The following is a 14,030-nucleotide window of genomic DNA, read 5'->3' on the forward strand; positions in this document are numbered from 1 at the left end:
TGTAATGAAACCCATTGAAAAAGAATTTTTTAACACATTTACTGAGTTTCAATGCCTTATTCTGGCACACATGAACCGGGGTGATATTAACGGAGTTACCGCTGCTCATTATAATATCATTGAATTTATTTTAAGAAAAGGAACCGCTACGGGAAGAGAAATATCGACAGCGTTTAATATCAGCCAGGCAGCCATTTCAAAACAGCTGAAATTTCTGATCAGTCATGATTTTATTATCAGAAAACAGGAGGAAAAAGATCACAGAAAATTTAATCTTTCGGTGACCGATAAGGGAAGGTTTATCATAGAAAATTCTGAGACATTCCGTAAGAATATTATACGGCAGGCAGCTTCTATACTTACTTCTAAAGAACTGGAAAATTTTAATTATCTGCTGGGTAAAGTTTTAAATGATATAAAACTGTAATATCCTGATCTTACTTATAGGTTCCAAATACTCTGTCCCAGATAGAAGTATAGAATCCGAAATTTTTACTTTCATCCAAATGATGCTGATTGTGAAACCTGGTTGTTCCCACAAAAAAGTGGTCGAAGGAAGCCGGAAAAAATTCCCGGTTCAGGTGCCCTATGGTTCCCCAGATCAGATTAAGCAAAAGATAAATGGAAATGGAAACTACAGAAAAATCATATCCTATGAGCAAAGCCAGCATCATGAGTCCGAATCCTATGGTTTCCAGGGGATGCAAAACAAACAGGCTCAAAAAATTCGTACTGACATGCTCATGATGTTTTCCGTGCAGCATCTTATAGAGAAAAGGTAAATGCGCGGTAAAATGGAAAAAATACATCAGAAGGTCCATTAAAAGAAGTAAAGCTGCAACTTCCACTGTTATTCCCACGAAGGATTCCGCCTCTCCAAGCCCTATCCATCCGTTTTTCCATAAAAAAGCTCCGAGTAACATAACAAAACTGTTACACAATATCGTAAGCAGGCTGAGAAAAAAATCGGATCTTTTGACAGGATGATTTTTTTCCTGCAACAGACTTTTACGGCAGGTTTTTTCAATAAATATATATAAGCCTATGGAAAACAGGTAGAGGAAAACATTGACGATCAGGCTGAATATAATCCATTCCGGCCAGGAAAACTGCCAGAACATATTTAAATTCAGCTTGATTAAAATTCATAAATCCTTCATTATTCAACTTGATGTCATAAAGGTATGAATTTCACAGTAAAGCAACCAAAGTCTACATTAGCGCTATTTCTGTCTTGCCTTTCTTCTGAGTTCCCGAAGCCTTGAGGTGAGCTTTTTTCTTAAATCGTTATGGTATGCGCGGTAATTTTTGATGCTGTTTTCCAGATTCTTTTTATTAAGCAGATACTCTTCATACAGATGGCTCAGTTCTGAAATCTGAGTAATCACTTCTGAGGGCTTGCTTTCAGGATCTTCCGCAGCTTCAATCAGCAGACGGTAATATTCAATACGGCTGGTCAGGTTCATGTGAAGTTTCGGTTCTATTCCCTGCATGGTTTTATGATTTTATGGTGTTTCTGAATAGATTGAAGCAAACAGGCTAAAAGGCTAAATTGCAAAACGGCAAAGAGACTTTTATAGATTTTACTTTAATTATTCTATATCTTATTTCGTATTTGTCATTATTAAAATTCCGCAATCAGCTCTTTTGTCTTTCGCTATATTGCTTTTTCGTTTTTTCGTTTTTCGATACAAACTACTTCCCCGCTACGATAGGCGGCACATCACTCTGAAATAAAATCCTGGTATTTCCATTCTTTTCTTGATCTGCTGATTTTAAATATCCTCCGTTCAGAGCAGAAGAAATAAGGGTTTCACCAGGATCTCCCAGGGGTAATAACGGAAGTCCTGCATATTCATTAACAATTACCTGTGGTGAAATTCCATTACTGTATTCTCCAGATCCATTGGCATTAAATACTTTATAAATTACCGGATGAATCTGCCAGGAAATTTTTCTGGGTTTACGTTTGTCTTCCACCACAAATCCTGCCATATCTTTCCCCAGTGTGGTATTTCCAATCTGAATGACCTGCATATACGGCTTCAGATTATTGATGACAATTTCAGCGGCAGATGCTGTACTGTTGGAGGTAAGGATAAATACTTTCTGTAAACCTAACGCATTGGCCCGTAGAGTTGTAAAATTTAAAGCTTTGGGATCATAAGCAATTTGCTCTGCGAATGTCCTTTTTACTTCACCACCGTTTTTATTTCCTTTAAAAATAATGAATGGCGAAGCGGATGAAAGACCGGCAGGAATCAATGAACAAAGTGCAGCCGCAGAAGATACCGAACCTCCATAATTGTAACGGAGATCAAGGATCAGTTCCTGTACGCCGGCAGCTTTAAATTCTGCAAATTTTTGATTCAGCGCCTGGGTCATCCCGTCCGGAAAATCATAGATATACAGATAGCCCACTTTTTTAGTGTTTTTATCAAAAATCTTAGATAAAATAGGCTGTTCAAAAGAGAAGCCGTAATAAACGGTAATATTTTTTTCATTGATGACCGTTCCATTCTGCCATTTTCCGACAGTAAGATCCACAACAGTCTGATCTTTTATGGATGCAGCCATAGCTTCAGCATTTGCAGCCGTCATTACTTTCCCGTTGACTTTGGTAATGATCATTCCCCGTTCCAGCCCCGCATTGAAAGCCGGAGAGTTTTGAAGGACCAGCTTAACCACCGTAATCACTTCATTATTGGTCAGCTGAACGATGGTATAATCAAAACCGTACATATTCCTTATGGACCGTGGATAGGTAGAGGAATCTTCAGTATTCACCACAAATGAAAACCGGTCCTGAGGTGACAGCAGGCTTTTAAAAAAATCTTTGGCAGGAAGCCTGTAATCCGGTTTTGCAGGCATCTGATCTACCCAGTAATAATACCGTTTCATACTGTCCTGAACCCAGAGATTCACAGATTCTGTGCTTCCTTCCGGAAATACAGGTGCGCTTTCGTCATTATCTGAACATGAAATGAGAAAGGCTGCCATCGCAAAGCATAGAAATTTAAAAAAGTTTTTCATACGTATTACAGATATTCTGCCACATCAATATCTCCTTTTACCACCCATTCCCCATTTTCCATCTTCTCCTGAAGGACAATCATATTGGCTCCTGTGTGCTGTTTTAATTTCACCTGAATCATCTTAGATCCTGCGTAAGGCTCTGTAGTTCCCGGCTTGTATAATTCAAGATAAACCGGAGCTGTAGAACTGAAAAAACTATAGACTTTCACTGCAGTAAAATTATCCTTCCCAATAGTATCAAACTCGGCCAGCACTACTCCGTTTTCTCTTTTCAGGATACCTTTTACATTTTTCAGAGACGTTCCTGAAAGTTCTCCCAGATTGGGAAAAATAAATACAAAACCTACTTTTCCCAAATTCACCTGGGGTTTTACAGCATAAGTCTGCAGGTAAATCCCCGGAAGATTAAAAAAATAGAGGCTTTTATAGTCATCTATATTGTCATAAGTAATATTGTATTTTGCAATTTCAGCGCCTGTTTCATTGTTATAAACAGACAGTTTATTGGTTTCTCCCTGATCCAGTACAAACTGAAGCTGGGTTTCTATTTTATTGGTATATGACGTTTTTCCGTCAATGGTTACAGGCTGACCGTTGAATCTCAGCTGCAACACATCAGGTTTGGAAAATCCTTTGATATTAACTTCTCCGGGTTTCTGTACTTTATCATACAGCTCCATCGTATTGTTGTCTGTGCATGAAAACAGTACAGTGAATAACAGTAGTAATGCGAAGATTTTATTCATCTTTCTTCAATTATTTCTTGTAAACTTTAAAAATATTGCCCGGCCCATGGGCCGGGCAATACACAATTATAAAAAAACTAGTTGGATATGTTCCGGATAGCTTTTTTCAAAGACTCTCCGTTATTTATATTTAAAATTTCATGGTGTTTCTCCTATCAGATTCTAAGGGATCAGAATAATGATTATTTCTTAATAAATTTCAGCCTTTCCGTAGTCTTTCCATCCGTAATTTCTGCGATATACGCTCCTGATGTAAGACCAGCCAGATGAATCCCTTTGGAATACTGAGCGGTTAATACTTTTTGTCCTGCTGCATTGTAGATACTGACTACGGTTATATTTTCTTTCAATGCCGGATTAAGCTGCAGCTGCAAAGATTCTTTTACCGGATTTTCTGCGATTTGTGTTACAGTTTTGTTTCTTTTTACATCCTTAGTTCCCAAAAATGAATCGGCATAAATTCCTATTTCATCAATATTAATATTCTGGATATTATTTCCGCTTGCTTTTCTGTTGGCCCACATCCCGATATAGATTTTCTTCCCAGCAAAAGCAGAAAGATCTACAAGGGATTCTACAAACGCAGTGAGATCCGCCGGAAATGGATTGGCAGAATCTCCTACCTGTATTTTATAAGCGCTCGAAATATCATTTCCATTGGCATCTACTGTCATAGCCTGGAAGTCAGATAATTCAGGAACTTCTTTCTGTGGTGTGCTTACATAGATAAAAAGATCTCTGGCAACAATGGTATGGGTAGATCTCTGCCTTCCGATATAAGCTGCTAAGGTGACAGTTCCTGAAACATTTGTAAGATCAATCTGAGGAGAAATAATCCAGTCATTTTCTGTTCCAAATCCTGTAGCATTTCCGGTTGGAACCAAACTGATTGAATGGCGGAGAACACCTGCTGTTCCATAAGTTAAAGATGTTCCGTTGTGATAGATATTTTGTCCCTGTACCCATCCGTTGCCATTGCTGTTCAGATCATGGAATGTCCATCCCTGAAGATCAGCAGGACTATCGAAAGAATTCCCCCATACCAGAGACTGTGCTGCAGCCAGGTGGGATAAAAACAGAACAGATGATAAAATTATTTTTTTCATAATGCTGATGATTAAGATTTTGAAGAAAGCAAGGAATCAGCATGTGCTGTTCCCTGCTTTTTTTAAGTTTTATTATTCTACAATCGTGAAATTGTATTTTGTCCAGATTCCCTGGAAGTTTCCACAGTTTCTTGGAGATACATTCCAGCTTCCTTCGTTGTAGAACGGCTGGCTCATACCCCATAGAGATGCAGGAGTACCGGTAGCCAGGTTAGCTGCAGGGATTCCTGCTGTACCTGTACCCGTAACTGAAGTAGTAAATCCGTGGATCTGGATGGTATTGTATGCTGAAGCTGAAGAAAGTTCAGAACCTGTACCTTCCACTTTGATTCCCACAGGGTAACCTGTAACTACGGCATTGTTTAATGTTAATCTTCCGTGTCTTCTGATGTGGATACCGTTTTCATACAAAGCACCTTTAGCAGAGTTCTTAGGACCTACGATAGTAAGGTTGTTGATTACCGGGTGAGTCAATAATGATGTAGAAGAACCATCGGCGTTGTTATCAAGCTCGATACCGTTAGAATCCGGGCTAGCTCCGCTAAGACTGTGTGTAGAGTTATAATCTGCCAAAGCTAATGCACAAGTGATTGTTCCTGTATATCCGTTATCGAAATCGAAGTTATCATCATCCGCAGCGAAAGAAACAAGGTTTGAAGCGTTTACAGTACCCCCGAAGAATTCAAAAGAATCGTCTTTCCCGAAAGAAACCTGAATATGATCCAGAGTAGTTCCGCTTCCTACTCCACCTAAAGTAAGACCGTTGATTTCATTCCCTGAGTTCGGAGCTAAAAGATCGTATCCTGCAAACTCAATACGTACATATTTCAATGTTCCACCGTTATGAGAAGAATTGGTACCTCCGTAATAGAAATCAGGACCGGATAATCCTTCGATTGTTTTTGTGAAAGGCGTATTTGTAGGAGCGTCTCCTAAAATAATAACACCTCCGAAGTCACCAGGAGCAGCAGTTGTATCTTCGTTTCCGTCTAGCAATTTGTAGCTGGTGAAGATGATTGGCTGAGCTTCTGTACCTGCTGCATTGATTTTTCCTGTTTTAGCAATTACCAACACTCCTGTAGCTGTATTGTTAGTGTTTGGCTTAGCTTTAATGAATGTACCCGGCTGGATTGTTAATGTAGCACCATTCTTTACGGTTACAACTCCGTCTAATTCAACTACACCACTCCATGTAGTATTTGTAGTAATAGCACCACTTACGCTGGTTACCGGAAGAGCCGAAGCTGTAAGGTACTCAGCAGAAGTAGATTTCATTTCGAATGGAGATGATGAATCCGCCAGTTGATCGTTTTGACAAGCTGTAAGAGATAATGCTGCCACTGCAATTAGAGTTAGTCTTTTCATTGTTATAATTTTTAATAAATCCGGTCGTGTTATTTTTTATACCAGATCAGTTTTTTATTCAGGAATATCTTCCTCTTATTCCTTCGATTTGTTTTTTGGTGTTCATCCCATCGCTGCAGGAGGAGCTGCATTGCGGGAGTTCCCTTGAGAATCGTTAATGCCCGGGAAAAGCTTTTAACGCCGGCTTTGTCAGAACTGTACTGCTGTGCGCATCATCAGTTTAATCAGTTTTGATCAGGTTACCGGAACCTGTACGCTGCTATAATTAAGATATCTTTTTAATCTAAGTTCCTATTTTTCTTACTCATAGGGTTCTCACCTCCTTATTCTAAAATGGAGAAATTATACTTGGTCCAAAGTCCTTGAAAATTACCACAATTCCTTGGTGAGATATTCCATCCGCCTTCGTTAAAAAATGGCTGATTCATTCCCCAAACTGAAGCAGAAAGTCCAGTAGATAAGTTCACCATAGGAATTCCCGCTGTTCCGGCACCTATTGCAGAAGTTGTAAATCCGTGAACCTGAATGGTATTATAATTAGACCCCGAAGAAAGCACTGAACCTGTACCTTCTACCTTAATTCCTATAGGGTATCCAGTAACGACAGCATTATTTAATGTTAGCCTTCCATTTCTCCTAACATAAATTCCATTTCCATACTTTTCTCCCATAGTAGATTTCCATACTCCAATTATTGTAAGATTGTTAATTACAGGATGTGTTACTAATGATGTGGATGTCCCATCAATATTATTATCGAGTTCAATACCATGAGAGTCATTGACTGTCCCACTGAGACTATGAGTAGAATTATAATCTGCCAAAGCCAGTGCACAGGTGATAGTTCCTGTATACCCGTTATTAAAATCAAAATTATCATCATCTGGTGCAAAAGAAATGAGGTTGGATGCGTTTACATTTCCTCCATAAAATTCAAAGGAATCATCTTTACCATAAGATACCTGAATATGGTCGATAGTTGTACCACTTCCGACTCCGGCTAATGTAAGACCGTTTATTTCATGAATGGTATTTGGATAGATCTCTGCTCCTACAAATTCAATGCGGAGATATTTCAATATTCCCGCATTATGATTTTGGTTAGTCCCACCATAATAATAATCAGGTCCGAAAAGTCCCTCAATGGTTGTTGTAGAAGGCGTATTTGTTAAAGCATCACCCAATATAATCAATCCGCCAAAGTCACCAGCAGCTCCCATAGTATCTTCATTTCCATCTAATAATTTATAGCTTGTAAAAATAATAGGTTGGTTTTCTGTTCCTACAGCATTAATTTTTCCTGTTTTAGTAATGATCAGCATTCCTGATGGCTCTGTTATTCCTTTGGGTTTTGCTTTAATATAAGTTCCGGGAAGGATTGTCAGTGTAGCTCCATCTTTTACTGTTACTATACCGTCAATTTCAATAACTCCACTCCAGGTTGTATTCGTGGTAATGTTTCCACTTACAGTAATTACTGGAAGTGCAGAAGCTGTAAGGTATTCTGAGGAAGTTGCCTTCATTTCGAACGAAGATTGCTTATCTTCAAGTCTCTCCTGCTGACAAGCTGTAAGGAATGATAATATTATAATTGGAATTAACTTTTTCATTGTACCGTCTTAATTATTATGTTATATTTTTTCTATTTTATTAAACCATGTATATTTTAAATTTTGTTTTTAAAACATATAGTTCACACTTAGGCTGAACATTCTTCCGCTATAGGCCCGAAACATAATTTTATCAATATTTTTATCGTACCTGTCTGTTGCACCAGGTAAAAGTCCCCAAGCCTCTCTTTCAGTTCCAATGGCACTCCCCAATCCCAGAGGGATCACATAGGAATTATAATTATTATAGTATTCCTTCACCCTGTTGAATAAGTTTCTGGCATTTAATTTTAATTCAAGGTTTTTATTCCGAAGAAATTTATAGGAGATCTGTGCGTCTGCCACAGCATAAGGGCGCTGTATTTCTTCTCCTTTGTAAGCATACCCAACAGTGATATATTGATCTCCTTTAGCATTGTATAAAAAGCTCAATCCCAAACGATCACCATCATATGTCAATCCAAGATTATAGGCATAAGGAGTCTGTCCATAGAGTGGACGTTTTACTTCATAGGTTTCATCATTGTCACCTGTTTTATAAAGGTCTTTAAAAGCCACTACTTTCGTATGATTATAGGTAAAGTTTCCACTTATGAAAAGCTTTTCCAGAAAGGTACCATCTGCAATAAATCCTAAATTCTTTCTTACTTCAGCTTCTACTCCCAATAATTTTGCATTTTTCGAATTACCATTATAAAGATATAAGTTGCCTTCACTGGAAATATGTCCTTCACGTTCTATTGGTCGGTCTATATTTTTATAATATAGCCCTGCGGAAAATATTTCTCCCAACCCGGGAAACCATTCAAATTTGAAATCATAATTATTAATGACAGAGGATGTCATTTCTGTATTATAAATTAAACCATTAGCTATCGGATCGAAATATGGAAGTCCTGTTCTTTCATTAAACTGAGGGCGGATAACAGATCTGTTGTAAGCAAGCCTTAGATTAATTTTATTGGTAGGACTGTAGGTAAAGTTTGCAGAGGGCATCCATTGCCATGGTTTATCCTCAATGGCCGCTCTTTCTACATTCTTTGTATCACTTGGATCTAATTGTTGTGAAATAAGATCATATTTAAAGTATTCTGCACGAAGTCCCCAAACTAACCTTAATTTTTTCCAACGGTTATCAAACATGACAAAAACCGCATGCTGACTAACCTCTCCTTCATATTTGTCATTTTTATACAATGCTTTGGTTTCCCATCCAATACCACCTGGTACATATTGAGATCCATTGAACCAATCTGCAAGAGCTCCATACATGGTCAAATAATTTTTTTCACTATTCGGAACATTTCTGTTCTCATCCACTCGCAGAAAGAACTTCTGTTGTTGATTGGTATTGTTCTTCAATGTACCTGCATACCCTGTCTTAACCGTATTTTTTAACTTCCCAAAATCCAGATCCCATTTAACGGAAGCTCCGTAATTGTAATCAGTTTCTTTATTGGCGATATACCCTCTATAAAAATTTCCTCCGGTATTATAAATTTTATGATAAGTCAGAATTTCACTCCCAATAAAATCATAAAGTGTGAGATATTGTGTATAATCTTTCGTATCAGAAGTTATCCCTGTTCTTGCTGCAAACCAGTTGATCTCTGCATTTCCTATTTTATGATTTCCTTCCAGCTTATTTTGTAGAAGCATCTGAAAAATAGGATAATTGGTATTATCAGTATAAGGTCTGTCTAAGTTTTTGATCTGAGCAGGGTCATTATTGGGGATGACGCCATTATAAAAATAATTATAGGCTAATTCTGCGTTGGAGGCCATGGAACTTCCAGTGGTATACTCATTCCATCCGGTAACTCTTGTCAGTGTATTATCAAAAATATGGGTGTATGAATTACGGAATGAAATTCTGTTTTTCCCTAGCTGAAGTCCAAAGTTAAGCATCCCCGCCACCGTAGAGTTGTAATTATAGGAAGCTCCTTTATTTTTGAAATTATAAAATGGTATTGGAGCTACTCCCTTGGTTTCCCAATCGGCAACATAAGGTCCGGTGGTATCCAGCCAGTTTCCCCTTCCTGTATGGTCAATATCCAGTTTATTCTGCTCATTTCTGATGACGAATGCTCCGGCAAAACCCCATTTATTATTGTTTTTAAGCGCGTAGGTCCTTCCTAATGCCAGCTGGATATTAGATCCCATATCACCTTTGGTTGTATAGGTGCTGAAATTGTCATTCGTAAACTGCCTGGACTGTTCAAAAAATCTTGGATCTGTCCAGTTCATCGGCTCAAGTCCTTTGGGAAAGTCCCTTGTCCCGTCATCATATCCGAAATAATCGTACTTTCCTCGTTTACGGGTCAGAAATTCTTTGAAGGCAGACTGGTCATTATAAGAAGTTCCCATTGTTACCGTCGTAAAATTTTCGTTGGGAATATCTTTGGTCCTCACTTCCACATACCCTCCTGCGAAGCTGGCATTCATATCAGGGGTGGCAGATTTGCTTACCACTACACTTTCCACCATGGCAGTAGGAATGATATCGAATGAAAAATTCTGGTTATAGGCTTCCGTACTTGGAAGATTAATTCCATCCATCGCAGCGGTATTCCAACGCTCTCCCATAGACCGTACCACCACATATTTATTATCAATGGTAGTAATTCCTGTTACCCTTTTCAGGGTTCCTCCCACGTCGCTGTCCGGGGTTTTGGAAATCTGTTCCGCAGAAATACCATCACTCATCTGAGCGGCTTTCTTCTGCTGTGCAAGAAGTCCTGCCTGGGTATCTGCCTTGCGGGCTGCAGTAATGACCACTTCCTTGATGTCCGTTATTTTATCGGATGCTTTGTTTAAAGCAAATGAAACAGAATTCGTTTCATTATTGATAACAGATAACTTTTGAACTCTCAGTGTATTATATTTAGGAGCTTTTATCGTCAGGTTATAAGTTCCTGAGGGAAGATCTATCGTAAAATCACCGTTATTATCAGTCACTGCAGTTTTCTGAGCAATATTAACCTCAGCTCCGATAACAGGATTCCCTACCTCATCCACGATTTTACCGGAAATACGTCCGTTTCCCGGTACGAAAATGTTAGAACTTTCATATTTTATCGAAATAAGATCACCATGCAGACGGTATACAACAGGAAGCCCGTTGATAATATCCTTCAGGCAGCTGTTGACAGAAGTGTTTTCACATTTCACTCCTCTTACCTTCAGCTCTTTTATATCTACCCTGGAATAAGCCAGTCTCATTCCCGTTTTTCCGGCAAATTCCTCCAAAACTTCAATCAACGGTCTGTTGGCAGGTACAGAAAATGTTACTTTCTGAACCAGCTCCTGAGCTTCTGCGGCTACAGTAAAAAATAAGGCTGCTATGGTAATCCCACATTTCAAACTTTTCATACTTAAAGTGTTCTCTTGATTATGATTATTTAATTTTTAATAATGATTATTTCTTCAGGATATAGGTGTTTTCTTTTTTCTGCACTTCCAGTCCAAGGATAAAAGCCAGTGATTCAATATTTTCACCGACTGTTCCTCCGGTAAAATCTGCCGTGATCTTTCTGTCTTCAACTTCTTTAGGATACAATACTTTGGTGTTATAGCTGTTTTCCAGAACAGTTACCACCTCTTTTAACGGAACATCATTAAAGCTTAAAGACAATATTGAAGAAACTTTGCCGGCTGATTTCCTGACCGGTTTCAATGATATCACCGCAGTTGTATGGGCAATCCCGAAATTGGTCCATTTCTGATTCGGTGTAAGGAAAGAAACCGGAACTCCCGGAGAAGATACAGCCACCTTCCCTTCATAAAGATCGACCGCTTTTTTCTTTCCGGATTGCGAAATTTTAAATACGGTTCCCAATACTTTGGTGCTGAAGCCATCGGCACGAACGATGAAAGGATGCTGCTTTGACTTGGCAACGGAGAATATGGCATCTCCTTTTAAATCCACCACTCTGGTGTCAGCAGGAAATGATTTTGCTACGGTCATTTCAGCTCCCGGTAAAAGAGTAACTACCGATCCGTCTTCAAGATGAACAATACGGTTTCCGGATTTGGCCATATAAACATCAGGCCTGATGAACATGGTGTAGGTAAAAATTCCTCCCAATGATAAAAGCAGAATAATTACCGCAGCAATTTTATATAATAGATGTGTTTTTAAGTTTTTTGCAGATGAAACCGAAATAATATCCGTTGGAGAAAAATAATGTTCCAATCCGGATAAAACCCTTTCTTTGGATGCTTTACTATGAACAGCATCCAGCTCTTTTTCAGCCTGGATTTTCCATTGTTTTAAAAGTTCATTTTCTTTTTCAGAAACCGGATCTTCCGAAACTTCCCGTTCCCAAAGTCTGAAAACAAAGGCTTCAATATTTTTATAAGTCAAACGTTTTTTCATAGAGTCTTTCATCGTATTCGCAGATACTTCTATCTATAAGACAGTGAAAATGAAAAACTTCCCCGGGGCATTCTTAACGTTATATTCACATTACAACCTAATTGTTAATAATTTTCGCTCTTTTTCACATTTACTCAACATTAACATTCCATTTAGGCCTCTTTTTTCAGAAATATTTAATCTTACCATCCCCAAAGTTCACAAAAAGTTAATTTTCCTTTAGGTAATTTTGTAACAGAATATGAGCCCAACAGACTATACATTATTAAAGAAAATAAAATCAGGCGACCGTCCTGCATTTATGCTGCTGTATGACCGGTACTGGGATAGTCTATATAGCTTTGTTTTTGTACGGACCCGGGATAAAGAAATCACTGAAGAAATCCTTCAGAACCTTTGGGTGAAGCTTCTTGAGCATACAGATACCATACAGACTGACGATTCTGAAAGTGCAAAAGGTTACCTTCTCCGCCACCTCCATTACTGTATTATTGATTTTTATAACAGCCATAAAAAGGCACCTCCTACACTGAGCATTGATGAATTTGATATTCCACATGAAATTGATACGGCGGATACGGATTATTTTGAAATCCTTGAGGAAAATGAAATTTCTGCTTTATTACTGATGATTGATGAAGTGGTTGCCCGGCTTCCTTCAACAGAACAGCAGGTATATGATATGAGAATCAGGAAAAATATGTCTGTCAGTGAAACGGCAGAAGCATTAGGACTCAGCAATAAAACCGTAAGTAATAAATTAAGCAGAGCTTTGGGTGAAATCCGGGAACAGCTGAATCCGGAGTACCAGTCATCTAAAAACTGGTTTCTATTCTGTTTTTGATGGAGATTTTGACGAGGTATTGAGATGTGGTTCGGGATGCGAGATGCGGGGTTACGGTCAATGGTCAATCTGCTGCGCAGTCAATTGTCAATTTTTAGGGCTATTATAAAGATTCACAGCGAAGCGGATTCACCTTTTAACGTCAATGGTCAATTTGCTAATTACTGCTGATTTTATATACACAACGCTGTCCCCCGGAAATGATATGATCTATTCTTTCCACTTTATAATCTTTTCCTATCAGGGATTGGAATTTGGATAGTTCAGCACGGCAGAACCCCTGACATTCTGCAGCAGCAGCACATATCGGGCAATGGTTTTCAATCAGGAAGTAATTCTGTCCTTCTTTTTTCCATTCTGCCATATAGCCTTCCTCACTTCGGACTTTTGCCAGAGACTCCAGACGCTGTTCCAAAGACTGTGCTTTGGAAAGTATTTTTTCATAACGGTCGTGAGTATTCTTTTCGCGGTCGCTGATCAGCAAGTTCAAAGCATTTTCACCCAAAAGATTTTTCACAGATTTCAGAAGCTGAACAGTTACATCCGCATGGGTATCCGGAAACTGAGCCAGGCCTTTTTCAGTAAGAGTATAATAAGCAGATGGGCGTCCTACGCCTTCGCTTTTCACCGAAGACCGGATCAATCCTTCCTCTGCAAGATTCAGTAAATGTTTTCTTGCACCTTCTTTGGTAATCGATAATTCTTCTGCAATAAGAAGTGAAGTAGCTTCCCCTCTCATCTTTAAAAACATCAGAATCCGATCTGCAGCCGGCTTCTTCATTTTGGCAATATTTAGGTTGTTTTATTTTCTAACAACAAAGATAGTCATTTTCTATAATCTCAAAAAGTAAAGCTTAAATTAAACATTTACAACACTTTATTCTCTTCAGTCACCATTTGAATAAAACAACAATAAAGTTGTTTTATTCAAATATATTATTACCT

The 14,030-nt window shown here is 38.5% G+C and carries 12 protein-coding genes; 2 read left to right on the plus strand and 10 right to left on the minus strand.

Translation table 11 applies throughout. The features are described 5' to 3' along the window. Window positions 1-4 precede the first annotated feature (4 nt). Entirely contained in the window at window positions 5-427 is a 423-nt protein-coding gene (locus ACE3RB_RS12170; RefSeq protein WP_374464456.1) for a MarR family winged helix-turn-helix transcriptional regulator, read from the plus strand. A 10-nt stretch (window positions 428-437) separates the two neighbouring features. Here the strand turns inward: ACE3RB_RS12170 and ACE3RB_RS12175 are convergent, their stop codons facing one another. The 9 genes from ACE3RB_RS12175 to ACE3RB_RS12215 form a co-directional block, all read right to left on the minus strand. Continuing rightward, complete coding sequence (locus ACE3RB_RS12175; RefSeq protein ID WP_374464457.1) at window positions 438-923, minus strand: sterol desaturase family protein; 486 nt, start codon at window positions 921-923, stop codon at window positions 438-440. Window positions 924-1,223: 300 nt separating this feature from the next. Further along, complete coding sequence (locus ACE3RB_RS12180; protein ID WP_374464458.1) at window positions 1,224-1,493, minus strand: hypothetical protein; 270 nt, start codon at window positions 1,491-1,493, stop codon at window positions 1,224-1,226. 202 nt (window positions 1,494-1,695) lie between these two features. Continuing rightward, on the minus strand, window positions 1,696-3,000 hold the full coding sequence (locus ACE3RB_RS12185; RefSeq protein WP_374464459.1) for a S41 family peptidase: 1,305 nt from the start codon (window positions 2,998-3,000) through the stop codon (window positions 1,696-1,698). Between the two features lie 38 nt (window positions 3,001-3,038). Then, window positions 3,039-3,782, minus strand: a complete 744-nt coding sequence (locus ACE3RB_RS12190) for a hypothetical protein (RefSeq protein ID WP_374464460.1) — start codon at window positions 3,780-3,782, stop codon at window positions 3,039-3,041. A 182-nt stretch (window positions 3,783-3,964) separates the two neighbouring features. Continuing rightward, window positions 3,965-4,888, minus strand: a complete 924-nt coding sequence (locus tag ACE3RB_RS12195; protein ID WP_374464461.1) for a T9SS type A sorting domain-containing protein — start codon at window positions 4,886-4,888, stop codon at window positions 3,965-3,967. A gap of 72 nt (window positions 4,889-4,960) precedes the next feature. Next, the gene (locus tag ACE3RB_RS12200; RefSeq protein ID WP_374464462.1) at window positions 4,961-6,253 is read right to left on the minus strand and encodes a hypothetical protein; all 1,293 of its coding nucleotides are present in this window, start codon (window positions 6,251-6,253) and stop codon (window positions 4,961-4,963) included. A gap of 323 nt (window positions 6,254-6,576) precedes the next feature. Then, window positions 6,577-7,863 carry a hypothetical protein gene (locus ACE3RB_RS12205; RefSeq protein WP_374464463.1) on the minus strand — a complete coding sequence of 429 codons (1,287 nt, stop codon included), beginning with the start codon at window positions 7,861-7,863 and terminating at the stop codon, window positions 6,577-6,579. Window positions 7,864-7,932: 69 nt separating this feature from the next. Then, the gene (locus ACE3RB_RS12210) at window positions 7,933-11,235 is read right to left on the minus strand and encodes a TonB-dependent receptor domain-containing protein (RefSeq protein ID WP_374464464.1); all 3,303 of its coding nucleotides are present in this window, start codon (window positions 11,233-11,235) and stop codon (window positions 7,933-7,935) included. A 46-nt stretch (window positions 11,236-11,281) separates the two neighbouring features. Next, on the minus strand, window positions 11,282-12,241 hold the full coding sequence (locus ACE3RB_RS12215) for a FecR family protein (protein WP_374464465.1): 960 nt from the start codon (window positions 12,239-12,241) through the stop codon (window positions 11,282-11,284). 241 nt (window positions 12,242-12,482) lie between these two features. Here ACE3RB_RS12215 and ACE3RB_RS12220 point away from each other — a divergent pair, with 241 nt between their 5' ends. Further along, entirely contained in the window at window positions 12,483-13,085 is a 603-nt protein-coding gene (locus ACE3RB_RS12220; RefSeq protein WP_374464466.1) for an RNA polymerase sigma factor, read from the plus strand. Between the two features lie 157 nt (window positions 13,086-13,242). Here ACE3RB_RS12220 and ACE3RB_RS12225 read toward each other — a convergent pair whose 3' ends face one another. Further along, a complete protein-coding gene (locus ACE3RB_RS12225) occupies window positions 13,243-13,866 on the minus strand; it encodes a helix-turn-helix transcriptional regulator (RefSeq protein ID WP_374464467.1) in 624 nt (207 codons plus the stop codon). Window positions 13,867-14,030 lie beyond the last annotated feature (164 nt).

It is taken from the genome of Chryseobacterium sp. (genome assembly GCF_041914225.1).
Classification (GTDB): domain Bacteria; phylum Bacteroidota; class Bacteroidia; order Flavobacteriales; family Weeksellaceae; genus Chryseobacterium.